The sequence below is a fragment of the Shinella sp. AETb1-6 genome, assembly GCF_009826875.1.
Lineage (GTDB): Bacteria > Pseudomonadota > Alphaproteobacteria > Rhizobiales > Rhizobiaceae > Shinella > Shinella sumterensis.
The window spans coordinates 49,302-70,876 of record NZ_WUMM01000002.1 but is presented as its reverse complement, the minus strand read 5'-3'; the positions used below and the strand labels follow the sequence as shown (position 1 = coordinate 70,876).

The window sequence follows — 21,575 nt, the reverse complement described above, 5'->3', positions numbered from 1 at the left end:
TTTCCACGAGAAAGTAGTGGTAAAAGGGCCTAATAGCCACTACATCTAGAGCAAATCGGCACGCATTGGTTAATCAACTGTTAATTCCACCCACTCACTTTCTCTAGTTGCTGCTGATTCGCCCGATTCGTACCACTGCCTTAACGAAGCACCACACTGATTCGGAGGCGGACGAATGATCGTAGTGGTTGATGAGCGCGAGCTCGTTAAAGACGGCTATACTTCTCTTTTTGGTCGCGAGGGCGTGCCCTCGACGGGGTTCGATCCCCATGAATTCGGCGAGTGGGTCAACACGGCCGCCGATTCCGATATCGACGCGGTCGAGGCGTTCCTGATTGGCCAGTGCCAGCTCTCCATGGAGCTGCCGCGGGCGATCCGTGATCGTTCGCAGGCGCCGGTGATCGCGGTCAGCGACACGCCGTCCCTGGAAACCACGCTTGCCTTCTTCGACAGCGGTGTCGACGATGTCGTGCGCAAGCCGGTTCACCCCCGCGAGATCCTGGCCCGTGCGGCGGCCATCCGGCGCCGCCTGAAGGCGCTCGCCAACCATACCGATATCGGCCCGATCCGCGTCTTCTCGGATGGCCGCGACCCGGAAATTTCCGGCGATGTCTTCGCCTTGCCGCGCCGCGAGCGCCGCATCCTCGAATACCTGGTCGCCAACCGCGGCCGACGCCTTTCGAAGTCGCAGATCTTCAACGCGATCTACGGCATCTTCGATGAGGACGTCGAAGAGAACGTCGTCGAAAGCCACATCAGCAAGCTGCGCAAGAAACTGCGCAAGAAGCTCGGTTTCGACCCGATCGATTCCAAGCGCTTCCTTGGCTACTGCATCGACTGGCAGGGCTGAAAATCACCGCCGGCGGGCGGGGCAGGCGGACCCCGGCAGCCAGCTTCACGCAAGGCCCGTCCCATAGGGTCGCTAAGACGAGACGAACGGGGATTTGACATGAGTCTTTACGGCACGATGAGAACGGGTGTTTCCGGCATGAACGCTCAGGCGAACCGCCTGAGCACGGTTGCCGATAACATCGCGAACGCGAACACGACCGGCTACAAGAAGGCCGCGACGCAGTTCTCTTCGCTCATTCTTCCCACGACCGGCGGCGCGTACAATTCGGGCGGTGTCACCACCGATGTCCGTTACTCCATCTCCGCGCAGGGCACCTTCACCTATACGACCTCGGCGACCGACCTTGCCATCAACGGCCGGGGCTTCTTCATCGTCCAGGGTTCCGATGGTGTGGAGTATCTGACGCGCGCCGGCGCCTTCACCCCGATGAGCGACGGCACGCTGAAGAACTCCGCCGGCTTCACGCTGATGGGGTATCCCTATTCGTCGACGGAAGACCCGACCGTTGTCATCAACGGCTTTGCAGGCCTTGAGAAGATCAACCTCGCATCCGGCGAGCTGAACGTGAAGGCGTCCGAAAAGGGCTACCTGCATGTCAACCTGCCGTCGAACGAGGCGGACGGCTACAAGAAGGCGACGTCGCTCGTCGCCTATGACAGCCTGGGCAACACGCGCAAGCTCGACTTCAACTACACGAAAGTCAGCACGACCGCAGGCCCGCCGCCGACCAGCGAATGGGAAGTCACGGTCACCTATACCGATCCCGAGACGGGCGACATCTACGACATGATGAGCGGTGCGACACCGCCGTCCATCGTCGCCAGCGTCGACGACGCCACACCCCAGACCCTGACTTTCGACGCGGACGGCAAGCTCGAAACGCCGGCAAGCCCCGCAGACCTCGTTCTGGACGAACTTCCGATCGACGGCGCTGTTTTGAAATCGCTCACGGTTTCGATCGGTGGCGCGACGGGCGGCAGCACACAGCTTGCGTCGGCCTTCGCCGCCAAGGGCGATATCGACGGCATCGGCCCGAGTGGTGTTTCAGGCTACGAGATCAGCGACGATGGTATCGTCTATCTCAAGTACGAAAACGGCGACCTCGCCCCGAAGTATCGCATCGCCATGGCGAACGTTCAGAGCCCCGACAACCTCAAGCCGCTCGCCGGAAACGTCTACTCCCAGAGCAACGATTCGGGTGTCATCGTCATGGGCTATGCCGGCAACGGCGGCTTCGGAACGATCCTGTCCGGCGCGCTGGAAGATTCGAATGTCGACATCGCCGAAGAGCTGACGAGCATGATCGAATCGCAGCGCAACTACACGGCCAATTCGAAGGTCTTCCAGACCGGTTCCGAACTCATGGAAGTCCTCGTCAACCTCAAGAGATAAGGTCGCATGACGGTTCGGCGTGCACTCGAAAGTTAGGTAGAACTGATGTCGCTTACAGCAGCTATGAAGACTGCTCAGTCAAGTTTTTCCAACGTAGGCCTGCAATCGGCCGTCGTTTCGAAGAACATTGCCAATGCAAGCGACCCGGCCTATGCACGTCGTGCGGCGGTCCTCGCCACGGCAACCTCCGGCGCCACCGTCGTCGAAACGCAGCGCGCGCAGAACGAAGCGCTGCTGAAGCAGAACCTGCTCAGCATTTCGAAGGCTTCGGCCCAGGATACCGTTCTGGCCGGCCTCTCGCGCATGAAGATGATGCTGGGCGGCGAGGACTACGAGCTCGCCCCCTCCACCTATCTCGCCAAGCTGCGTGACAATCTCCAGACCTTCGCCGACAAGCCGAACGAAGTCTCGCTTGCCGAAACGGTGGTAGCGGATGCCATCGACGTCGCAACGTCGCTGAACAGCACATCCGAAGCGCTCCAGAAACTGCGGTCGGAGGCTGACGCCGACATCGACACCGCGGTCAAGGAGCTCAACCGCCTTCTCAAGGAATTCAAGACTTACAACGACCAGGTCCGGCAGGGCACGGCGGCCGGCACGGACGTCAACGATGCGCTCGACCAGCGCGACAAGCTGCTGACCCAGATTTCCGGTCTCGTCGGGGTCACCACGGTCAACCGCACCAACAACGATCTGGCGCTCTACACCAGCGACGGAACGGTTCTGTTCGAGACCGAGGCGCGCACCGTCAGCTTCGTTCCGACGACCACCTATACCGCCACCGTGACGGGCAACCAGGTCCTGATCGACGGTGTGCCGGTGCAGATGGGGGCGGCCGGCAACACCAGCGCACGCGGTACCATCGCAGGCCTGCTGCAGATCCGCGACCATGCCGCGCCGACCTTCCAGGCCCAGCTCGACGAAACCGCCCGCAGCCTGATCAACATGTTCTCCGAGAACACGGTCGGCGGCGCGATGGACGGCCTGTTCATCCGCAACGGCGTGGCCGTCGGTGACGATCTCACCGTCGACACGGTGGTGCCCGGCCTGTCGACCGTCATCAAGGTCAATCCTGCCGTCATCACCAATCAGGGTGGCAATGCCAAGCTGCTGCGCGACGGCATCAACGAGACCTTCAACATCGACAACAATGCCAGCTTCTCGGTGCTGCTGAACAATTATGCGGCGGCATTCGAGACACCGGTCACGTTCGATCCGGCCGCAGCCATCGATACGAACACCTCGCTGCTGGCTTTCTCGAGCGGTTCGGTCGGCTGGCTGGAGCAGCTGCGCAGCGCGGCGACGACGGCGGCCGACGACAAGAACGCGCTGCTGGCACGCACGCAGGAGGCCTTGCAGAGCGTGACATCCGTCAGCCTTGACGAGGAACTCGCGCTGCTCCTCGATCTGGAGCAGTCCTACAAGGCATCGGCGAAACTGGTCGCGGCGGTCGATGAAATGATCACCGCTCTTCTCCAAGCGGCGGGCTAAGGTATGAAGGCTTCTTTCGTTTCCAACGTTTCCCTGCAGAATGCGATGCGCATCACCGTCGCAAGCGCGCAGAAGGAGATGATGCAGCTGCAGGAAGAGACGGTCACCGGCCGTCACGCGGATGTCGGCGCGGTTCTCGGCGCCAAGACCTCGCGCACCCTCGACCTGCACCGCGACCTCCAGCGCATGGAATCGCTGAAGAGCACCAATGCGCTGACCACCCAGCGCCTCGCCGCCTCGCAGGAGGCGCTTGGTCTGATGTCGTCGGCCGCCAACGACGCGATGGAAGTGCTCATCGCGCTGTCCGGCATGACCTCCTCCGATCAGCTGGAACTGGCGCAGCAGAACATGGGCAACGCGCTGTCCACCTTCACGGCGGCGGCCAACACCTCGTTCAGCGGCGAATATCTGTTTGCCGGCATCAATTCCGACGTCATGCCGCTCAAGAACTATCTCCAGGAGACGCCGCCGAGCGATGCGAAGGTCGCGTTCGATCAGGCCTTCCTCGCGCATTTCGGCTTCACGCAGACCGACCCCGGCGTTTCCACGATTGCGCCGGCCGACATGCAGGCCTTCATCGCCGATCTCGAAACGACCTTCATGGGGCCGGACTGGCAGACCGACTGGTCGAACGCGTCCGACGAGAACATGCAGAGCCGTATCAGCGCGGCAGAGACCGTCCAGAGCTCGACCAACGTCAATGCCTCGGGCATGCGGTACCTGGCGCTCGGACTGGTCGTCGGTCAGGAGCTGTTGTCGATTGGCCTTAGCGAAGCCTCGCGCAAGGTCGTCAGCGATTCCGCCATCGATTACATGGGCCGCGCCATCTCCGGCGTGGATGGAGAGCGCTCCAAGCTCGGCATCTCCCAGTCGCGCGTCACCCAGGCCAATACTTCGCTCGACGCGCAGATCACCATCCTGACCACAAGCATCAAGGACATGGAGGGCATCGACACGTACGAGGCCGCGACACGCGTCACGACGCTCGAGTCGCAGCTTTCCCTTGCATACACGCTGACTTCGAGAATCCAGAATCTCAGTCTGCTGAACTACCTCTGATGAACCAGAGGGTACGGACACACATGAAGGATGTCTGAATGTACCAGTTTTCATATGCCGAGATCATGGAAGAGGGCGTTGCCGTCTCGAAGGATCGGGAACGGCAGGTGCTCGAGCGGTCGATTGCGCTTCTGAAAGCCGCAGTGGCCGCCGGTTCCTACGGCAAGGAGGCGGTGGAAGCCGTCTATTTCACCCGGCGCGTCTGGATCCGCTTCATCGAGGATCTCGGCAACCCGGAAAACGAGCTGGAAGACGAGCTCAGGGCCAACCTCATTTCCATAGCCATCTGGATTCTCAAGGAAATCGAAAAGATCCGCAAACGCGAGTCCGAGAACTTCCAGGGCATTATCGACATTACCACCATCATCAAGGATGGCCTCAAATGAAAAGTACGCTGCGTATATCGCTCAAGTCGGGTGAGCGCATTTTCGTCAATGGCGCGGTTCTGAGGGTCGATCGCAAGGTGGCGATCGAGTTTCTCAACGATGTGACCTTCCTTCTGGAAAACCACGTCCTGCAGCCGGAACAGGCGACCACGCCGCTCCGTCAGCTCTATTTCATCGCGCAGATGTCGCTGATCAATCCGGAAGGCGCCGAGCAGTCGATCGCCATGTTCCGCAAGTCGGTGATCATGCTTCTGTCGTGCTTCAAGAACGAGGAAGTGCTGGCCGAGCTGAAGCGGGTGGATGCGCTCGTCACACAGGGGCGCGCCTTCGAGGCCCTCAAGGCGATCCGCGGGCTTTACCCGATCGAGGATCGCATCCTGAACAACCAGGAAATGACGCCGGCCACGATCGAGCAGATCCGCAGGGAGATCGCACCATGGTAGACGCTGTCAACAACAACACGTCGTCCGGCTACATGCCGACGGTGACCGGCGCTGAATCGGCGAAGGACACCAAGACGGCGACGCTGAACTACGAGAGCTTCCTGAAGCTGCTCGTGGCGCAGATGAAGAACCAGGATCCGACCGAGCCGATGGACGCGACCCAGCAGATGGCGCAGCTTGCGACCTTCTCGCAGGTCGAGCAGACCATCAAGACGAACAAGAACCTGGAGAGCATGCTGCAGCGCACGTCCCTGCAGGAGGCCAACTCCGTGATCGGGCGCACGGTCTCGAGCAATGACGGCAAGATTTCTGGCGTCGTCAAGGAAGTCACGCTATATAACGACGGTATCGTCGCGACGCTTGATTCGGGCGAGAAGATGGTCATCGGCCCCGGCGTAACCGTAAAGTGAACCCCATCCGTGAATGAGGCAGACGCCCTCGATATCGCGCAGTCAGCCATCTGGACCGTCGTCGTGGCGTCCGGCCCGGCCGTTCTTGCCGCCATGCTCGTGGGCGTCGTCATTGCCTTCATTCAGGCGCTGACGCAGGTGCAGGAAATGACCCTGACCTTCGTCCCCAAGATCCTGGCGATCATGGTCACGCTCGCCATTTCGGCGCCCTTCATCGGCGCCCAGATTTCCATTTTCACCGATCTCGTCTTTTCCCGGATCCAGACTGGGTTCTAGCGCGGCTCTTCCCGAGCCGTTCGCGCGCTTTCCCGCCTCCTGCCACCCTCGCGCAAGCTTCGCCCTGTACGTCTGACGGCGAAAATGGGCGACGCGTGTGACGCGGCGCAGCCTCTCATGACGAGACGGGAATCTTTCAGATGGCGCAAGTACCGGCAATCAGCATTCCGAAGGTCAGCCCGAGCGGCCGCGATATTGCGTTCGCCGTCGGCATCCTGACGATCCTGTCGATCCTCTTCCTGCCCATCCCCGTCTTCATGATCGACATGGGCCTGGCGTTTTCCATCGCCTTTTCCGTGCTCATCCTCATGGTCGCGCTGTGGATCCAGCGCCCGCTCGATTTCTCGTCCTTCCCGACGGTCCTGCTGATCGCGACGATGATTCGCCTGGCGCTCAATATCGCCACGACGCGCGTCATCCTTTCGCACGGCAACGAAGGCCACGATGCCGCCGGCGGCGTGATCGCCGGCTTTGCCAGCCTCGTCATGTCCGGCGATTTCGTCATCGGTCTGATCGTCTTCATGATCCTGATCGTGGTGAACTTCATCGTCATCACCAAGGGTGCGACGCGTATCGCAGAAGTCGGCGCCCGCTTCACCCTCGATGCCATTCCCGGCAAGCAGATGTCGATCGACGCCGACCTGTCGGCAGGCCTCATCGACGAGAAGCAGGCGCAGCTGCGACGGCGGGAACTGGAAGAAGAAAGCTCCTTCTTCGGTTCGATGGACGGTGCCTCGAAATTCGTGCGCGGCGATGCCATTGCCGGCCTCCTCATCACGGCCATCAACGTCTTCGGCGGCATCATCATCGGCTACTTCCGGCACGGCATGGAGCTTTCCGAGGCCGCCGACGTTTTCGTGAAGCTTTCCGTCGGCGACGGCCTCGTCTCGCAGATCCCCGCCCTGATCGTCTCGCTCGCAGCCGGCCTCATCGTGTCGCGCGGCGGCACCGCGGGGTCCACGGACCAGGCGGTCATCAACCAGCTGTCCGGTTATCCGCGTGCGCTGCTCGTCGCTGCCGCGCTCATGTTCCTGCTCGCGATCATTCCCGGTCTGCCCTTCCTGCCGTTCATGGCGCTCGGCGGCGTCATGGCCTTCGGCAGCTGGATCATCCCGCGCCGCATCGAGGAGGAGAACCGGGTCAAGCGCGAGGCCGAGGCCCAGCAGGTCCAGGCGACGCGCGACCAGGAGAAGGATTCGGTCAAGTCCGTCCTGAAGACCGCCGAAATCGAACTGCTTCTCGGAAAGCAGGTTTCCACGCGGCTTCTCGGCGCGCATCAGGAGCTGGCGTTCCGCGTGGGCAAGATGCGCAAGAAGTTCGCCGCCCAGTACGGCTTCGTGGTGCCCGAGATCAAGGTTTCGGACGACATCGCCATCCCCGACAAGTCCTACCAGATCCGCATTCACGGCACGACGATCGCCTCGAACATCGTGCGCGTCGGCGAAGTGCTCGTCGTCACCGGCGGTGGCCGCAAGCCGAGCGTGCCGGGCGACGATATCCGCGAACCCGCATTCGGCATGCCGGCCGTCTCGATCCTCGAAACCTTTGCCGATGACCTGCGCCGCGAGGGTTTCCACCCCATCGATAACGTTTCGGTTGTTCTCACGCACCTGTCGGAAGTCATCAGAAACAACCTGCCGCAGCTTCTCTCCTACAAGGACGTGAAGGTGCTGATCGAGCGGCTCGACCCGGAATACCGCAAGCTCGCCGACGAGATCTGCTCCTCGCACATGTCCTATTCCGGCCTTCAGGCCGTGCTGAAGCTGCTCCTGGCCGAGCGCGTTTCCATCCGCAACCTGCATCTCATCCTGGAAGCCGTGGCGGAACTCGCCCCGCATGTCCGCAAGACCGAACAGATCGTCGAACATGTGCGCATCCGCATGTCGCAGCAGATCTGCGGCGACCTCGCCGAGAACGGCGTTCTGCCGGTGCTGCGCCTCGGCAACAAGTGGGACATGGTCTTCCACCAGGCGCTCAAGCGGGACACGAAGGGCGAAATCGTCGAATTCGACATCGACCCGCGCCAGCTCGAGGAGTTTTCCGAGCAGGCCACCCGGGTTATCCGCGAGTTTCTTGACCGCGGCACGCCCTTTGTACTGGTCACGTCGCCCGAATCCCGCTCTTATGTGCGCATGATCATCGAGCGCCTCTTCGCCACATTGCCGGTTCTCTCGCATGTCGAGCTTGCCAAGGGCATCGAGATCAAGATTCTCGGCTCCATTTCATGATCACGGACCCGCAGGGCACGGTGCTGGCGCTGTTCGCCGCCTTCTGCCGTGTCGGCGGGTGTTTCATGCTGCTGCCGGGCTTCTCCTCGGCGCGCATCTCCATGCAGATCCGCCTCTTCATCGCCGTGGCCGTTTCCATGGCGATCCTGCCCATCATGTGGGACACGATCTACCCGCGCGCTTCCGGCTCGGTCGACGCCTATCTGAAACTCATCGTTTTCGAGACGCTGACGGGCGTGGTGATCGGCCTGATCGCCCGGTACTATGTGCTCGGCCTCCAGTTCGCCGGCACGGTGCTGACGATGATGATGGGCTTCAATGCGCCGCCGACGCAGGACGTGCTGGAAGACGCAGCCGAAAACCAGCTGACCAACCTGCTTTCCTTCGCGGGCCTGCTCATCCTCTTCCTTCTGGATTTCCATCACGTCGTGGTGCGGGCGCTGGTCGATTCCTACACCGTCATGCCGCTCGGCGCAGGCTTCAATCCGCAGAGCGCGCTGATCACGCTCACCGACACGCTGTCCCAGACCTTCATGATCATGCTGCGGCTCGCCAGCCCCTTCATTCTCTATGGCCTGGTCTTCAACGTCTCGATCGGTCTCATCAACAAGCTGGCGCCGCAGATCCCGATCTACTTCATCTCGCTGCCCTATCTCATCATCGGCGGCATGCTGCTGCTCTATTTCGGCGTCTCCTCGCTCCTTCAGATCTTCGTGGCCGGCTTCATGCCGGTCTTCCAGGGGGGATGATGGCGCAGAACCGATCCGACAAGCTCAAGCGTCTGGTGACCGTGCAGCGCCATCTGGAGAAGATGGCGGAGATCGACCTGGCCACCACGACCAGCCAGCGCCGCGAGATCGCCGAAACGATGGATGCCGTGGTCGATGCGATCAATTCGCTCAATCCGGTGCACCGCACCTTCTCGCGCCACTATTCCGGCCACTACAACAAGCTCCAGCAGCAGGACCAGATGCTGTCGAACGTGCAGCAGATGCATGAAATGCGGGTGGTGCGCGAACGCGCCAAGGGCGACCGCATGGAAGACCGCATGAAGGAGGCGCGCGACGACGAGGAGCGCGTGGCGGCCGACGATTCGATCTACGATCTCATCGACCAGCACCTCGCCTATAAGGGCGAGCCGGGCTGACAGCGATAAGTGCCTGTAAAAAGACGTGATTTAACGTCGCCTGATCAAGCTTGTGCGAACTTGGAGGGCGTGCGGCAACGTCACGGCTTCGTCATCTGGCACCAGCCTCCCGTAAGGTTGAGCAGCGATAGTCGCATCAGGACGATGAAGAGGTTCGCCGATGCCGCCGTGATGCGGCGCGCGCACCTGTCCGGAATGGTCAAGAGCCGGTGGACCGCCATGAGGACGGGATCGGCAGTTGAGGATCACCCGAAAGGTTCTGAGACGTGGCAATTTCACCCCCCAGTGATCTGGTGCTCGATGTCGTGCGCGCGGCCGATCCGACGCAGGTCCAGGAAGCGCAGGCCAAGCTGAAGTCCAACCGCGCCGCTTTCGAGGCGACGAGCCTTGCCGAGGCCGGCGCCGGTTTCCAGGCCGCCGTCGGCATTCTCAACCGTGATTCGGTTGCAAGCCAGGCGGCGAAGGGTGTCGAGGCCGTGGGCGGCAAAGCCGTTCCCGAGCATCTGCGCAAATTCGAGACGATGGTGCTGCAGAACTTCGTGAAGTCGATGATGCCCGAAGAGAGCGAAGAGATTTACGGCAAGGGCACGGCCGGCGAGATGTGGCGCGGCATGATGGCCGACCAGCTCGGCGAAGCGCTCGCCAAGGGCGGCGGCATCGGGCTGGCCGAAAGCCTTGCCCGCAAGAGCGGGGTCACCTCGCATCCCAGGGACACGAACGATACCGACCGGATCGCCGCAAGCATGGTTCAGTCCATGCAGCGTCAGGCCTTTGCTGACCTGACGCCGGGGATCAAGGAAGACGACAAGAAAGCATAAGCGGAGAGCAACACAATGGAACAGGCGAACAATGAACTGCGTATCCGCACCGTTCTCGGCAGGCTCGAGACGATCATCGACAACGAGAATGACAATATCGGTACGGATCCCCATTTCGACCTGTCGACCTCGAATGCGCACAAGAGCCGTTGCCTCTATGAGCTGGCCATGCTGTCGCGCGATGTGCGGCCCGACGAGGTGCCGCAGACCTTCTCGCGCGAACTCGGCCGCGTGCGCGAAAAGCTCGCCACCAATGCGCAGCGCGTCTCGGCCCATCTCGAGGCCGTGCGTGAGGTCGTCAGCATCCTGAAGAATGCCGTGCAGGATCTGGAGGCCGACGGCACCTATTCGCAGGAACAGTTCCGCCTGGGTTACGGTACATGATCAAGCTCGTCGGCACAGGCGTCTGGGTGCTTCTCGTCACGCTCGCCTCGGTCTATTTCTCGCTGAAGATGGCGTCGGCCCCGAAGGTCGACACCGCCGCCGCGGAACACGAAGCGGCGATGGAATTCGTCACCGGATACACGACCACCATTCCTGTCATCGGCGAGGCCGGCGTCAGCGGCTATCTCCTGACCAAGCTCGCCTACAAGGCGAACAAGGACCTGGCGGCAAAGCAGGTCGTGCCGCTGCCGGACATGATCACGGATGAACTCTACACGCTGCTCGTCGGCAAGAAGATGATCGATGTGGCCGATGCCGGGCATTTTGATCTCGATGCCTTCCGCGGGGTCGTCAAGGAGGGGCTCAACCGCCGCTTCGGCGCCGACGTCATTCAGGAGGTCTATGTCGAGCAGATCGATTATCTGACGACCGCCGCAGTGGAGGACCCGACGCCCAAGGGTGGCAAGACCCTCGTCAAGGGCGAGGTCCCCGCCGCCGAGCCGGCGGAAAAGAGCGGTGGCCACTGAACCGACCCTCGAAAGTGCCGTTACGGGGCCGGCCGCTCAGAGCGAGCCGGCCTTTGCCATTTCCGGCCTTTTGCTTTCGGCCTTCGTACCGGAGAACTTGTAGCGCAGCACATGGTAGAGGAAGAGCGGCCCAACGGTTCCCGTATCCCGCCTGCGGGACGCGCTCCACGCCGGGAGGGAGAGCCAACCGAGCCCGAACCTGCGTGGCGACGCGTGCCGTGCTTCGCCCGACAGCGTTTCGAACAGGCGCTCGACACCCAGAACCAGTCTTGCATGACCCGGGCCGACGTGCCGGTCGATCCATTTTTCCTGGTCCGGGCTGTCCATCGAGACCAGCAGGATATCGGCATTGATGGCGCCCACACGCTCCATGATCGCGTCCGATTGCCCGCGATCGAAGGCATCGTCGGCGATCGGCAGGATGCTGTGCCAGGGCGCATGACGGCTGAGCGCCTCGGCCGCCTTTTTCAGGGTAGCGGCATGCCCGCCCACCAGCGCGATACGCATCGGCTTTGCGATATAGGTGAGCAAGGCCGGTACGAAATCCGTGCCGGCCAGCCGCGCGCGAAAGCGCTGGCCATGCAGCAGCCGGGCGGCGAGGTCGATCCCCCGGTCCTCCGGCAGCACCGTCTGGCGCGAGAGCGCCGCGCGATAATCGGGATCGCGCATCATCCGATTGGCACTGTCGGCATTGGCGAAGACGATGATGCTTTGTCCGAACGGCATCGTGGCCCGTTCCCCGGCGAAAGCCAGCGCGTCGGCCCATCCGAGGTCGCAGATGTCGAGGCCCAGGATATCGCGCCGTGCCGGAGCGATGGCGGCAGGAACTGGGTTGCCGCCGCGGATGCGGCCTTGCCGGGATACGCGCGCGACAGATGCCTTGCGGCTCGCCGGGCTCTGGCGGTCAGCGGAACGGATACGGTCGGGCGTCATGCTTGTCTCGGGGCTCGCATTGATCGTCGTCATGTAGCAACTCTGCCTGAAAGGCCGTTTAAGGAATTCGTGAAAAGGCCGGCTCGCGTTTTCACAAACTATAAACCTTTCTCTAATTCTTTGAAAAATAATGATTTATTTCACGTTCGCTGCCGCCAATCCGGTCTGACGACCAGAATGACGGACGGCGTGTGCCATTCTGTGTGACGAAAAAATGCATCCACCCGGCGCGACATGTCCTTCTTTCGCAATCTCGGTGCTTGAATTTATGTGTTTTCGACAGCATAGGGCGTTAAAAGGCCATCGCGCGATGCCGGCGCGCCGTTAGGGTGCGCGCATCATTGCAGGGAGAGAAACGTGACAACCATTATCGATGGGAAGCAGGTTGCCGCTTCCGTGATTGACGCCGTGAAATCCGCGACCGCTTCTCTTCAGGCGGACGCGGGTGTCAAGCCCGGCCTTGCCGTCGTCATCGTCGGTGACGATCCGGCCAGCCATGCCTACGTCTCCTCCAAGAGCCGCATGGCCAAGGAGTGCGGCTTCAATTCGATCCAGCACACGCTGCCGGAAGAAACGACGCAGGAAGAGCTTGCACGTCTGGTCGAGACGCTGAATGCGGATGAAAGCATCCACGGCATCCTCGTGCAGCTGCCGCTGCCCAAGCACCTGAATTCCGATCCGATCATCCAGTCGATCCGGCCGGAAAAGGATGTCGACGGCCTGCATGTCGTCAATGCCGGCAAGGTCGCGACGGGCGATCTCGATGGCGGCCTCGTTTCCTGCACGCCCGCCGGCGCCATGGTGTTCGTGCGGCGCGTCCACGGTGACGACCTGTCGGGGCTGAACGCGGTGGTGATCGGCCGCTCCAATCTTTTCGGCAAGCCGATGTCGGCGCTGTTGCTGGCCGCCAATGCGACGGTCACGACGGCCCATTCCCGCACCCGGGACCTCGCCGCCGTCTGCCGCAATGCCGATATCCTCGTGGCCGCCGTCGGCCGGCCGGAAATGGTGAAGGCCGATTGGGTGAAGCCCGGTGCGACCGTCATCGACGTCGGCATCAATCGCGTCGCCGCACCCGAGAAGGGCGAGGGCAAGTCGCGCCTGGTTGGCGATGTCGCGTTCGAGGAATGCGCCAAGGTGGCGGGGGTCATCACGCCGGTGCCCGGTGGTGTCGGCCCGATGACCATCGCCATGCTCATGGCCAACACCGTGATCGCGGCCTATCGCAAGGCCGGACGGACCCCGCCGAAATTCTGATTGGACAGGAAGACAGGCGCCCGCGGGCGCCTTTTTCATTTTTCGGGCGGCGCGGGGCCCGTCGAGGCACGCACGATGAGATCCGCCTTCCAGAGTTCCTGCTGGGGCAGCGTCTCCAGCTGGAGAATCTGGGCGATCAGCCGGCGGGCGATGCGCTGGCCGGCGGCGCGCAGCGACGAGCGCGTCGTCGTCAGCGGCACCATGAAGTTTTCCGGCTTCAGCATCGGCAGCACGTCGTCATGGGCGATCAGGGAGATATCCGCGCCGATCTTCAGCCCCGCCTGGTTGATCGCCCTGACGGCGCCGAGCGCCAGAACCGTACTGGAACAGAGCACCGCCGTCGGCGGCGCCTCGAGCCGCAGGAAAGCCTGCATGGCGCGAAAACCGTGTTCGTCGGTCATCTGCGCATGCGTGACGCAGTCCTCGCGCAGGCTAAGCCCAAGCTCGGCGAGCGCGCGCGCAACGCCTTTCCGACGCCTGACGGAAAACGCCAGATAATCCGGGCCGTTGATGAGCGCGAAGCGTCGATGGCCGAGTTGCGTCAGCAGGCGTGCGGCATCGTAGAACGCGCCCGTATTGTCGATATCCAGATACGGATAGTCATCCGGTATGCCGATCGATCGCCCGTGCACGATGAACGGCGTCTTCAGCGACTTCATCATGGCGATGCGCGGATCCTTCTCCCGCATATAGGCCAGGAACAGCGCATCCACATTGCCGCTTGCCACCAGCCTGCGGCAGGTGGCGACTTCGTCTTCCGGGTGGCTCGGGTTGATGACGAAATGGAAATCGTGCCTGACCGCCTCGTCGCCGAGGCCCGCCAGGAATTCGCCGAAATGCACGTCGGACTCGATGCCGTCGGCGGTCGGCATGACAAGGCCGATCGAGCCGGCGCGGCCGGTGGCAAGGCGCTGGGCGGCGCGGTTGGGGCGGTATCCCGTTTCCCGCACCGCATCGAGCACCCGCTGGCGCGTTTCGGCATTGACCTCGGGATAACCGTTCAGCGCCCGGCTGACGGTAGTCTGGGAGAGGCCCAGCAATTGCGATAATTGCTTGAGGTTCACGTGCTTGGCTTTCCAGAATTATTCGAAGCGCTTTGGATGCCGCGCGACGCGCAGCATGTAACATCAGAAAAACACATGAAAAAAGCGGTTTCGGTCGTTTTGCAGCGCAAAATGACGCTGCGCTGCATCATCCCGGCGCTGTCTTCACGCAGCTTGTGGGGGGCTTGACGAGGGCGACGGGGAAGTGGGATGAAAGGAAATCCAAAGCGCTTTGAATTTTTGAGCTGTTTAGGAAATGCCGACCCCGGGAGAGGGCGGTTTGTTTAGGGAGGCAAATCAGGTGAAAAAGACACTGTTGATGACGGCTGCGCTCGCTCTCGTTTTGGCCGGCAGCGCCGTCGCGGCCGACTTGAAATTCAAGCCCGGCGAGGACGCGAAGTTCAACTGGCAGAGCTTCGAGGACTTCAAGAAGGGCCACGACCTCAAGGGACAGACGCTGACGATCTTCGGCCCGTGGCGCGGTGAGGACGAAACGCTCTTCAGGGCCGTCTTCGCCTATTTCAGCGAGGCGACGGGCGTCGAGGTCAAGTATTCCTCGTCCGAGAACTACGAACAGCAGATCGTCATCGACACGCAGGCCGGCAGCCCGCCCGATGTCGCGATCCTCCCGCAGCCGGGCCTGATCGCCGACCTTGCCTCCAAGGGCTACCTGACGCCGCTCGGCGACGAAACGCAGAAATGGCTTCTGGACAATTATGCCGCCGGCCAGTCCTGGGTCGAACTTTCGACCTTCAAGGGCAAGGACGGCAATGCCGCGCTTTATGCCTTTCCCTACAAGATCGACGTGAAGTCGCTGGTCTGGTACGTGCCGGAGAATTTCGAGGACGCCGGCTACGAAGTGCCGAAGACCATGGAAGACCTGAAGGCGCTGACGGAGAAGATCGTCGCCGACGGCGGCACGCCGTGGTGCATCGGGCTCGGCTCGGGCGGCGCCACCGGCTGGCCGGCGACCGACTGGGTCGAGGACCTGATGCTGCGCACGCAGAGCCCGGAAACCTACGACAAGTGGGTGAAGAACGAGATCCCGTTCAACGATGCCGCGGTCGTCGGCGCGATCGATGAATTCGGCTGGTTCGCCAAGAACGACAAGTTCGTCGATGGCGGTGCCGCCGCCGTTGCCTCCACCGACTTCCGTGACAGCCCGAAGGGCCTCTTCGCCTCGCCGCCGAAATGCTACCTGCACCACCAGGCGTCGTTCATCCCGTCCTTCTTCCCGGAAGGCATTGTCGTCGGCGAGGATGCGGATTTCTTCTACATGCCGCCCTATGCCAGCAAGCCGGAACTCGGCAATCCCGTCCTCGGCGCTGGAACGCTCGCCATGATCACCCGGGACACGCCGGCCTCGCGCGCCTTCATCGAATTCCTCAAGACGCCGATCGCGCATGAGGTCTGGATGGCGCAGTCGAGCTTCCTCACGCCGTTCAAGGGGGCCAACAAGGAAGCCTATGCCAACGGCCCGATGAAAAAGCAGGGTGAAATCCTGCTGGATTCGACGACCTTCCGTTTCGACGGTTCGGACCTGATGCCGGGCAAGATCGGTGCGGGCGCCTTCTGGACCGGCATGATCGATTTCGTCGGCGGCAAGTCGGCTCCCGACGTTGCCGAAGGCATCCAGAAGGCCTGGGACGCCATCAAATAGGTTGCCGGGTTGATCGTCTGCCACCTTCTCCCCGGCGGGGAGAAGGTGCCGGCAGGCGGATGAGGGGGCGGCGCGGTCAGGAAAATGGGGGGCTTTTTCCCTCTCATCCGACCCTTCGGGCCACCTTCTCCCCGCAGGGAGAGGGGAGCGGCAGACGCGCCTGAGCATGCGAAAGTAATGCATTTCAGGGGAGGGATCGCCATGCAGCAACTGTTATTCGCCATCTTCACGATGGTCGGGGGCGTTCTCGCCTGTGTCGTCTATTTCTTCGGAACGAACTGGCTTCTCGACAGGATCTTCCCGTCCAAGGGGCTGACGGGGCCGCAGGCCTCGAAGAACCTCCGGATCACCAATGCCATCCGGCCATGGCTGTTCATGGCGCCCGCGCTCTTCGCGCTCGGCATCTACCTCGTCTATCCCGTCTTCGAGTCCGTCCGCCTCTCCCTTCACGATCGTTCCGGCCAGCAATTCGTCGGCCTCAGCAATTTCCGCTGGATGCTGGGCGACAGCGAGTTCCGCCAGTCGATCTTCAACAATTTCCTGTGGCTGCTCGTCGTGCCCGCGCTGTCCACCTTCTTCGGCCTCGTGATCGCCGCGCTGACCGACCGCATCTGGTGGGGCAATATCGCAAAGACGCTGATCTTCATGCCGATGGCGATCTCCTTCGTCGGCGCCGCCGTCATCTGGAAGTTCGTCTACGACTATCGCTCGGAAGGCTCCGAGCAGATCGGCATCCTCAATGCCATCGTGGTGGCCATGGGCGGCCAGCCCGAGGCGTGGATGACCATTCCCTTCTGGAACAACTTCTTCCTGATGGTGATCCTCATCTGGATCCAGACCGGCTTTGCCATGGTCATCCTGTCGGCGGCGCTGCGCGGCATCCCGGAAGAGACCATCGAGGCCGCCGTCATCGATGGCGCGAACGGCTTCCAGATCTTCTTCAAGATCATGGTTCCGCAAATCTGGGGCACGATCGCGGTCGTCTGGACGACGATCACCATCCTTGTCCTCAAGGTCTTCGACATCGTGCTGGCGATGACCAACGGCCAATGGCAGACGCAGGTTCTCGCGAACCTGATGTTCGACTGGATGTTCCGCGGCGGCGGCGATTTCGGCCGCGGCGCGTCCATCGCCGTCGTGATCATGATCCTCGTCATCCCGATCATGATCTGGAACATCCGCAACGCCACCCGGGAAATGGAGCGCTGAGATGATTGCCACGTCCCGTTCGCCCCTCATCATCGTCGTTCACCTGTCCGTTCTGCTGCTCGTGGCGCTCTGGACCCTGCCGACCGCAGGCCTCCTGATCTCGTCGCTGCGTGACAAGGACCAGCTTGCCGTTTCCGGCTGGTGGACCGCGCTCTCCACGTCCTCGCAGAACCTGACCGGCCGCGCGGCCTCGCCCGATGCGCAGGTCGAGAAGGACGGCAAGTTCGTGATTGCGGGCAACCTCATCGAAGGCGGCACGAGCAAGGTGTCCGCCTTCGGTGTCAGGCCCATGCAGCCCACCGCCTTCGAGGTCGGCACCGCCGCCGATATCGGCGATGGCCAGACGCTGACCGTCAACGAGGACGGCAGCTACGAGATCGTCTCGCCCACGCGCATGGAAGGCACGCGCGGCCAGCGCATCTTCTATACGGCCTCGGTCCCGCCGCGCTTCACGCTCGACAACTATCGCGAAGTGCTCAATGCCGAGGGCATCGGGGCCTCCTTCATCAACTCGCTGACGGTGGCGATCCCCGCGACGATCATCCCCATCCTCGTGGCGGCCTTCTGCGCCTATGCGCTGGCCTGGATGCCCTTTCCGGGGCGCGCGATCCTGATTGCCGTCATCGTCGGCCTGCTCGTCGTGCCCTTGCAGATGTCGCTCATTCCGCTCCTGAAGCTCTACAACGGTGTCGGCGCCTTCTTCGGGGTGCCGGCCAAGACCTATGTGGGCATATGGCTCGCCCATATGGGTTTCGGCCTGCCGCTCGCGGTCTACCTGCTGCGCAACTACATGGCCGGGCTGCCGCGCGAGATCATGGAGTCGGCCCGCGTGGACGGGGCGAGCGATTTCGACATCTTCGTGAAGATCATCCTGCCGCTGTCCTTCCCGGCCCTTGCCTCTTTCGCCATCTTCCAGTTCCTGTGGACCTGGAACGACCTGCTGGTCGCCATGGTTTTCCTGGGCACCGGCAACAACGAGCTGGTGCTGACCGGCCGCCTGGTCAACCTGCTCGGCTCGCGCGGCGGCAACTGGGAAATCCTCACGGCCTCCGCTTTCATAACCATCATCGTTCCGCTCATCGTCTTCTTCAGCTTGCAGCGCTACCTCGTGCGCGGCCTGCTGGCGGGGTCGGTGAAGGGCGGCTGACAACCATTTCCAGCAATATGCGGACCGCCGGCGTTGCCACAGCGTCGGGCCGGGACGCCCAGACGGGACATATGAGAATGACGACGTCGGGTTCAACGCTTCTCCAGCCGGACAAGGACTGGTGGCGCGGCGCGGTGATCTACCAGATCTATCCGCGTTCCTTTCAGGATACCAATGGTGACGGGATCGGCGATCTCCGCGGCATCACCGAGCGGCTTTCCCATGTCGCATCGCTTGGCGTCGATGCGATCTGGATATCGCCGTTCTTCACCTCGCCCATGCGCGACTTCGGTTATGACGTGTCCGATTACCAGGACGTGGACCCGATCTTCGGCGTGCTCTCGGATTTCGATGCGCTGATCGAAGAGGCGCACCGTCTCGATATCCGCGTCATGATCGACCTCGTCCTGTCGCACACTTCCGACAGGCATCCGTGGTTCGTCGAAAGCCGCTCGCGGCGCACGAACCCCAAGGCGGACTGGTATGTCTGGGCGGATTCGCGGCCCGACGGCACACCGCCGAACAACTGGCTGTCGATCTTCGGCGGCTCCGCCTGGCAGTGGGACCCCACGCGCCTGCAATATTACATGCACAACTTCCTGACCTCGCAGCCGGACCTGAACCTGCACAATCCCGAGGTTCAGGATGCACTGCTTTCGGTCGCCCGTTTCTGGCTGCAACGCGGTGTCGATGGTTTCCGTCTCGACACGATCAACTTCTACTTCCACGACAAGGAACTGCGCGACAATCCGGCGCTCGCGCCCGAGCGGCGCAACGCGCAGACCGCGCCGGCCGTGAACCCCTACAATTACCAGGAACACATCTACGACAAGAACCAGCCGGAGAACCTGGAATTCCTCAAGCGTTTTCGCGCGCTGATGGAGGAGTTTCCGGCGATTGCCGCCGTCGGCGAGGTGGGCGACAGCCAGCGCGGCCTGGAGATCGCCGGCGAATACACCTCCGGCGGCGACAAGATGCACATGTGCTACGCGTTCGAGTTCCTGGCGCCCGAACCGCTGACGCCGGCCTTCGTGGCCGATACGCAGCATGCGTTGGAAAAGGCGGCCCCGGAAGGGTGGGTCTGCTGGGCCTTCTCCAACCACGACGTCGTGCGCCATATCAGCCGCTGGGGCACCGGCGTGAACGACCATGAGGCGCATGCCAAGCTCTTGTCGAGCCTGCTGCTTTCGCTGCGCGGCTCCGTCTGCATCTATCAGGGCGAGGAACTGGCCCTTCCGGAAGCGGAGATCGCCTACGAGGATCTTCGCGATCCCTACGGCATCCAGTTCTGGCCCGATTTCAAGGGCCGTGACGGCTGCCGCACGCCGATGGTCTGGGAGAGCAACGACCCGACCGGCGGCTTCAGTGATGGCAAGCCATGGCTACCCGTGCCACCCGCGCATCTGGAGCGCGCCGTCGACGTGCAGGCGGGCGACGATGCATCCGTGCTTTCGCATTACCGCCGCTTTCTCGCTTTCCGCAAGGAGCACGTGCCGCTCGTCAAGGGCGAGATCGAGTTTCAGATGGCGGAAGGCGTGATCCTCTCCTTCGTGCGCTCGCACGGCAACGAGAAGATTTTCTGCGCCTTCAACATGAGCCCGGTCGCGCGCATGGCGGATATTCCGTCCGCCACGCTCGAGGCGCTGGAAGGGCACGGCTTCGCGAGCGTCATGCATGACGACTATATCGAACTTCCGGCCTGGAGCGGGTTCTTCGCCCGCTTCGTGTGACCGGCCAAAACAACAGGGGAGGTAGAGACATGACAGGGCTGGTGCTCAAGGATATCCGCAAGTCCTACGGTGCCGTGGACGTGATCCATGGCATCGATCTCGACATCAAGCAGGGCGAGTTCATCGTCTTCGTCGGCCCGTCCGGCTGCGGCAAGTCGACCCTGCTGCGCATGATCGCCGGCCTGGAGCAGATCACCGGCGGGGACATGCTGATCGACGGCGAGCGCGTCAACGATGTTCCGCCTTCGAAGCGCGGCATCGCCATGGTGTTCCAATCCTACGCGCTCTACCCGCATATGACCGTCTACGACAACATGGCCTTCGGCATGCGGATCGCCGGCGAAAGCAAGGAGGAGATCGATCGCCGGGTGCGCGCGGCCGCCGATATCCTCCAGCTCACCACCTATCTCGACCGCCTGCCCAAGGCGCTTTCGGGCGGCCAGCGCCAGCGCGTCGCCATCGGCCGCGCCATCTGCCGCAACCCCAAGGTCTTCCTGTTCGACGAGCCGCTGTCGAACCTCGACGCGGCACTGCGCGTCGCCACCCGCATCGAGATCGCCAAGCTCAACGAGCAGATGGCCGACACGACCATGATCTACGTGACGCACGATCAGGTGGAGGCCATGACGCTCGCCGACCGCATCGTCGTGCTGTCGGCCGGCCGCATCGAGCAGGTCGGGGCCCCGCTCGAATTGTACGAGCGCCCCGCCAATCTCTTCGTCGCCCGGTTCATCGGCTCGCCCGCCATGAACGTCATTCCTGCCAAGATCACCTCTGCGGGCGCGGCGACCGCGCTGGAACTGACCGGCGGGCGCACCGTCACCGTCGACATCGCGACGGCGGCGTCCGAGGTTGGGAAGTCGGCGAGCTTCGGCGTGCGCCCGGAAGACCTTCAGATCTCGACCGGCGACGATTACCTGTTCGCGGGCACGGTATCGATCGTCGAGGCGCTCGGCGAGGTCACGCTGCTTTACATCGAGGGTCTTGTGCCGGGCGAGCCGATCATCGCCAAGATCCCCGGCATTCTCGACGTGAAGCGCGGCGACACGATCCGCTTCACGGCGGACAGGGCGAAGCTGCATCTCTTCAATGCTGCGGGGCAGAGTTACAGGGCTCTTTGAGACGCGGCGTCTGCGAAAAATGCGCCGGATACCCTAGGGAATGGCAGGATTTAGGCCTGCC

General features: G+C 62.4%; 23 protein-coding genes. 21 read left to right on the top strand and 2 right to left on the bottom strand.

Annotated elements, in window-relative coordinates; all coding sequences use genetic code 11:
• Positions 1-175 precede the first annotated feature (175 nt).
• The 14 genes from rem to GR158_RS03525 all read left to right on the top strand — a co-directional run bounded on the left by rem (position 176) and on the right by GR158_RS03525 (position 11,414).
• A complete protein-coding gene (gene rem, locus GR158_RS03590; RefSeq protein ID WP_160870048.1) occupies positions 176-850 on the top strand; it encodes a transcriptional activator Rem in 675 nt (224 codons plus the stop codon).
• Positions 851-949: 99 nt separating this feature from the next.
• A complete protein-coding gene (locus GR158_RS03585) occupies positions 950-2,245 on the top strand; it encodes a flagellar hook protein FlgE (RefSeq protein WP_134649699.1) in 1,296 nt (431 codons plus the stop codon).
• Positions 2,246-2,290: 45 nt separating this feature from the next.
• A complete protein-coding gene (flgK, locus tag GR158_RS03580; protein WP_160870047.1) occupies positions 2,291-3,736 on the top strand; it encodes a flagellar hook-associated protein FlgK in 1,446 nt (481 codons plus the stop codon).
• Positions 3,737-3,739: 3 nt separating this feature from the next.
• Positions 3,740-4,795, top strand: coding sequence for a flagellar hook-associated family protein (locus tag GR158_RS03575; protein ID WP_160870046.1), 1,056 nt, complete (start codon positions 3,740-3,742; stop codon positions 4,793-4,795).
• Between the two features lie 38 nt (positions 4,796-4,833).
• Positions 4,834-5,181 carry a flagellar biosynthesis regulator FlaF gene (flaF, locus tag GR158_RS03570; RefSeq protein WP_134649702.1) on the top strand — a complete coding sequence of 116 codons (348 nt, stop codon included), beginning with the start codon at positions 4,834-4,836 and terminating at the stop codon, positions 5,179-5,181.
• Positions 5,178-5,624, top strand: coding sequence for a flagellar biosynthesis repressor FlbT (gene flbT / locus GR158_RS03565; RefSeq protein WP_134649703.1), 447 nt, complete (start codon positions 5,178-5,180; stop codon positions 5,622-5,624). The genes flaF and flbT overlap by 4 nt, the downstream gene beginning before the upstream one ends.
• A complete protein-coding gene (gene flgD, locus GR158_RS03560) occupies positions 5,618-6,034 on the top strand; it encodes a flagellar hook assembly protein FlgD (RefSeq protein ID WP_134649704.1) in 417 nt (138 codons plus the stop codon). Before flbT ends, flgD begins: the two co-directional genes overlap by 7 nt.
• Positions 6,035-6,043: 9 nt before the next feature.
• Positions 6,044-6,310, top strand: coding sequence for a flagellar biosynthesis protein FliQ (gene fliQ / locus GR158_RS03555; protein WP_160870045.1), 267 nt, complete (start codon positions 6,044-6,046; stop codon positions 6,308-6,310).
• 140 nt (positions 6,311-6,450) lie between these two features.
• On the top strand, positions 6,451-8,538 hold the full coding sequence (gene flhA / locus GR158_RS03550) for a flagellar biosynthesis protein FlhA (RefSeq protein ID WP_134649706.1): 2,088 nt from the start codon (positions 6,451-6,453) through the stop codon (positions 8,536-8,538).
• Positions 8,535-9,287: a flagellar biosynthetic protein FliR gene (gene fliR, locus GR158_RS03545; RefSeq protein WP_134649707.1), complete on the top strand. Its 753-nt coding sequence runs from the start codon at positions 8,535-8,537 to the stop codon at positions 9,285-9,287. Before flhA ends, fliR begins: the two co-directional genes overlap by 4 nt.
• Positions 9,284-9,685 (top strand): hypothetical protein, encoded by a 402-nt coding sequence (locus tag GR158_RS03540; protein ID WP_160870044.1) that lies wholly within the window; start codon positions 9,284-9,286, stop codon positions 9,683-9,685. The genes fliR and GR158_RS03540 overlap by 4 nt, the downstream gene beginning before the upstream one ends.
• A 266-nt stretch (positions 9,686-9,951) precedes the next feature.
• On the top strand, positions 9,952-10,503 hold the full coding sequence (locus GR158_RS03535) for a rod-binding protein (RefSeq protein WP_134649709.1): 552 nt from the start codon (positions 9,952-9,954) through the stop codon (positions 10,501-10,503).
• A 15-nt stretch (positions 10,504-10,518) separates the two neighbouring features.
• The gene (locus GR158_RS03530; protein WP_134649710.1) at positions 10,519-10,887 is read left to right on the top strand and encodes a hypothetical protein; all 369 of its coding nucleotides are present in this window, start codon (positions 10,519-10,521) and stop codon (positions 10,885-10,887) included.
• Positions 10,884-11,414: a hypothetical protein gene (locus GR158_RS03525; protein ID WP_134649711.1), complete on the top strand. Its 531-nt coding sequence runs from the start codon at positions 10,884-10,886 to the stop codon at positions 11,412-11,414. The genes GR158_RS03530 and GR158_RS03525 overlap by 4 nt, the downstream gene beginning before the upstream one ends.
• A gap of 36 nt (positions 11,415-11,450) precedes the next feature.
• On the opposite strand, the gene GR158_RS03520 is transcribed toward GR158_RS03525, so the two are convergent.
• The gene (locus GR158_RS03520; protein ID WP_246665531.1) at positions 11,451-12,380 is read right to left on the bottom strand and encodes a WecB/TagA/CpsF family glycosyltransferase; all 930 of its coding nucleotides are present in this window, start codon (positions 12,378-12,380) and stop codon (positions 11,451-11,453) included.
• 324 nt (positions 12,381-12,704) lie between these two features.
• On the opposite strand from GR158_RS03520, the gene folD reads away from it, so the two are divergent.
• Positions 12,705-13,604, top strand: a complete 900-nt coding sequence (gene folD / locus GR158_RS03515; protein ID WP_134649712.1) for a bifunctional methylenetetrahydrofolate dehydrogenase/methenyltetrahydrofolate cyclohydrolase FolD — start codon at positions 12,705-12,707, stop codon at positions 13,602-13,604.
• 35 nt (positions 13,605-13,639) lie between these two features.
• On the opposite strand, the gene GR158_RS03510 is transcribed toward folD, so the two are convergent.
• A complete protein-coding gene (locus GR158_RS03510) occupies positions 13,640-14,668 on the bottom strand; it encodes a substrate-binding domain-containing protein (protein ID WP_134649713.1) in 1,029 nt (342 codons plus the stop codon).
• On the opposite strand from GR158_RS03510, the gene GR158_RS03505 reads away from it, so the two are divergent.
• From GR158_RS03505 to GR158_RS03480, 6 genes are all read left to right on the top strand, one after another.
• A complete protein-coding gene (locus GR158_RS03505; protein WP_160870043.1) occupies positions 14,669-14,836 on the top strand; it encodes a hypothetical protein in 168 nt (55 codons plus the stop codon).
• 130 nt (positions 14,837-14,966) lie between these two features.
• Positions 14,967-16,307 carry an ABC transporter substrate-binding protein gene (locus GR158_RS03500; RefSeq protein WP_246665541.1) on the top strand — a complete coding sequence of 447 codons (1,341 nt, stop codon included), beginning with the start codon at positions 14,967-14,969 and terminating at the stop codon, positions 16,305-16,307.
• A 201-nt stretch (positions 16,308-16,508) separates the two neighbouring features.
• Complete coding sequence (locus tag GR158_RS03495; protein WP_160870039.1) at positions 16,509-17,516, top strand: carbohydrate ABC transporter permease; 1,008 nt, start codon at positions 16,509-16,511, stop codon at positions 17,514-17,516.
• A gap of 1 nt (position 17,517) precedes the next feature.
• Positions 17,518-18,663, top strand: a complete 1,146-nt coding sequence (locus tag GR158_RS03490) for a carbohydrate ABC transporter permease (protein ID WP_160870037.1) — start codon at positions 17,518-17,520, stop codon at positions 18,661-18,663.
• A gap of 77 nt (positions 18,664-18,740) precedes the next feature.
• Positions 18,741-20,393 (top strand): alpha-glucosidase, encoded by a 1,653-nt coding sequence (locus tag GR158_RS03485; RefSeq protein ID WP_160870035.1) that lies wholly within the window; start codon positions 18,741-18,743, stop codon positions 20,391-20,393.
• A 29-nt stretch (positions 20,394-20,422) separates the two neighbouring features.
• Positions 20,423-21,514 carry an ABC transporter ATP-binding protein gene (locus GR158_RS03480; protein WP_160870033.1) on the top strand — a complete coding sequence of 364 codons (1,092 nt, stop codon included), beginning with the start codon at positions 20,423-20,425 and terminating at the stop codon, positions 21,512-21,514.
• Positions 21,515-21,575 lie beyond the last annotated feature (61 nt).

Excerpts from the sequence above, each read along its gene's own strand:
- rem (WP_160870048.1), top strand. The coding sequence starts at position 176 with ATGATCGTAGTGGTTGATGAGCGCGAGCTCGTTAAAGACGGCTATACT.
- GR158_RS03585 (WP_134649699.1), top strand. The coding sequence starts at position 950 with ATGAGTCTTTACGGCACGATGAGAACGGGTGTTTCCGGCATGAACGCT.
- flgK (WP_160870047.1), top strand. The coding sequence starts at position 2,291 with ATGTCGCTTACAGCAGCTATGAAGACTGCTCAGTCAAGTTTTTCCAAC.
- GR158_RS03575 (WP_160870046.1), top strand. The coding sequence starts at position 3,740 with ATGAAGGCTTCTTTCGTTTCCAACGTTTCCCTGCAGAATGCGATGCGC.
- flaF (WP_134649702.1), top strand. The coding sequence starts at position 4,834 with ATGTACCAGTTTTCATATGCCGAGATCATGGAAGAGGGCGTTGCCGTC.
- flbT (WP_134649703.1), top strand. The coding sequence starts at position 5,178 with ATGAAAAGTACGCTGCGTATATCGCTCAAGTCGGGTGAGCGCATTTTC.
- flgD (WP_134649704.1), top strand. The coding sequence starts at position 5,618 with ATGGTAGACGCTGTCAACAACAACACGTCGTCCGGCTACATGCCGACG.
- flhA (WP_134649706.1), top strand. The coding sequence starts at position 6,451 with ATGGCGCAAGTACCGGCAATCAGCATTCCGAAGGTCAGCCCGAGCGGC.
- fliR (WP_134649707.1), top strand. The coding sequence starts at position 8,535 with ATGATCACGGACCCGCAGGGCACGGTGCTGGCGCTGTTCGCCGCCTTC.
- GR158_RS03540 (WP_160870044.1), top strand. The coding sequence starts at position 9,284 with ATGATGGCGCAGAACCGATCCGACAAGCTCAAGCGTCTGGTGACCGTG.
- GR158_RS03530 (WP_134649710.1), top strand. The coding sequence starts at position 10,519 with ATGGAACAGGCGAACAATGAACTGCGTATCCGCACCGTTCTCGGCAGG.
- GR158_RS03525 (WP_134649711.1), top strand. The coding sequence starts at position 10,884 with ATGATCAAGCTCGTCGGCACAGGCGTCTGGGTGCTTCTCGTCACGCTC.
- GR158_RS03520 (WP_246665531.1), bottom strand. The coding sequence starts at position 12,380 with ATGACGACGATCAATGCGAGCCCCGAGACAAGCATGACGCCCGACCGT.
- GR158_RS03500 (WP_246665541.1), top strand. The coding sequence starts at position 14,967 with ATGACGGCTGCGCTCGCTCTCGTTTTGGCCGGCAGCGCCGTCGCGGCC.
- GR158_RS03495 (WP_160870039.1), top strand. The coding sequence starts at position 16,509 with ATGCAGCAACTGTTATTCGCCATCTTCACGATGGTCGGGGGCGTTCTC.
- GR158_RS03490 (WP_160870037.1), top strand. The coding sequence starts at position 17,518 with ATGATTGCCACGTCCCGTTCGCCCCTCATCATCGTCGTTCACCTGTCC.
- GR158_RS03485 (WP_160870035.1), top strand. The coding sequence starts at position 18,741 with ATGACGACGTCGGGTTCAACGCTTCTCCAGCCGGACAAGGACTGGTGG.
- GR158_RS03480 (WP_160870033.1), top strand. The coding sequence starts at position 20,423 with ATGACAGGGCTGGTGCTCAAGGATATCCGCAAGTCCTACGGTGCCGTG.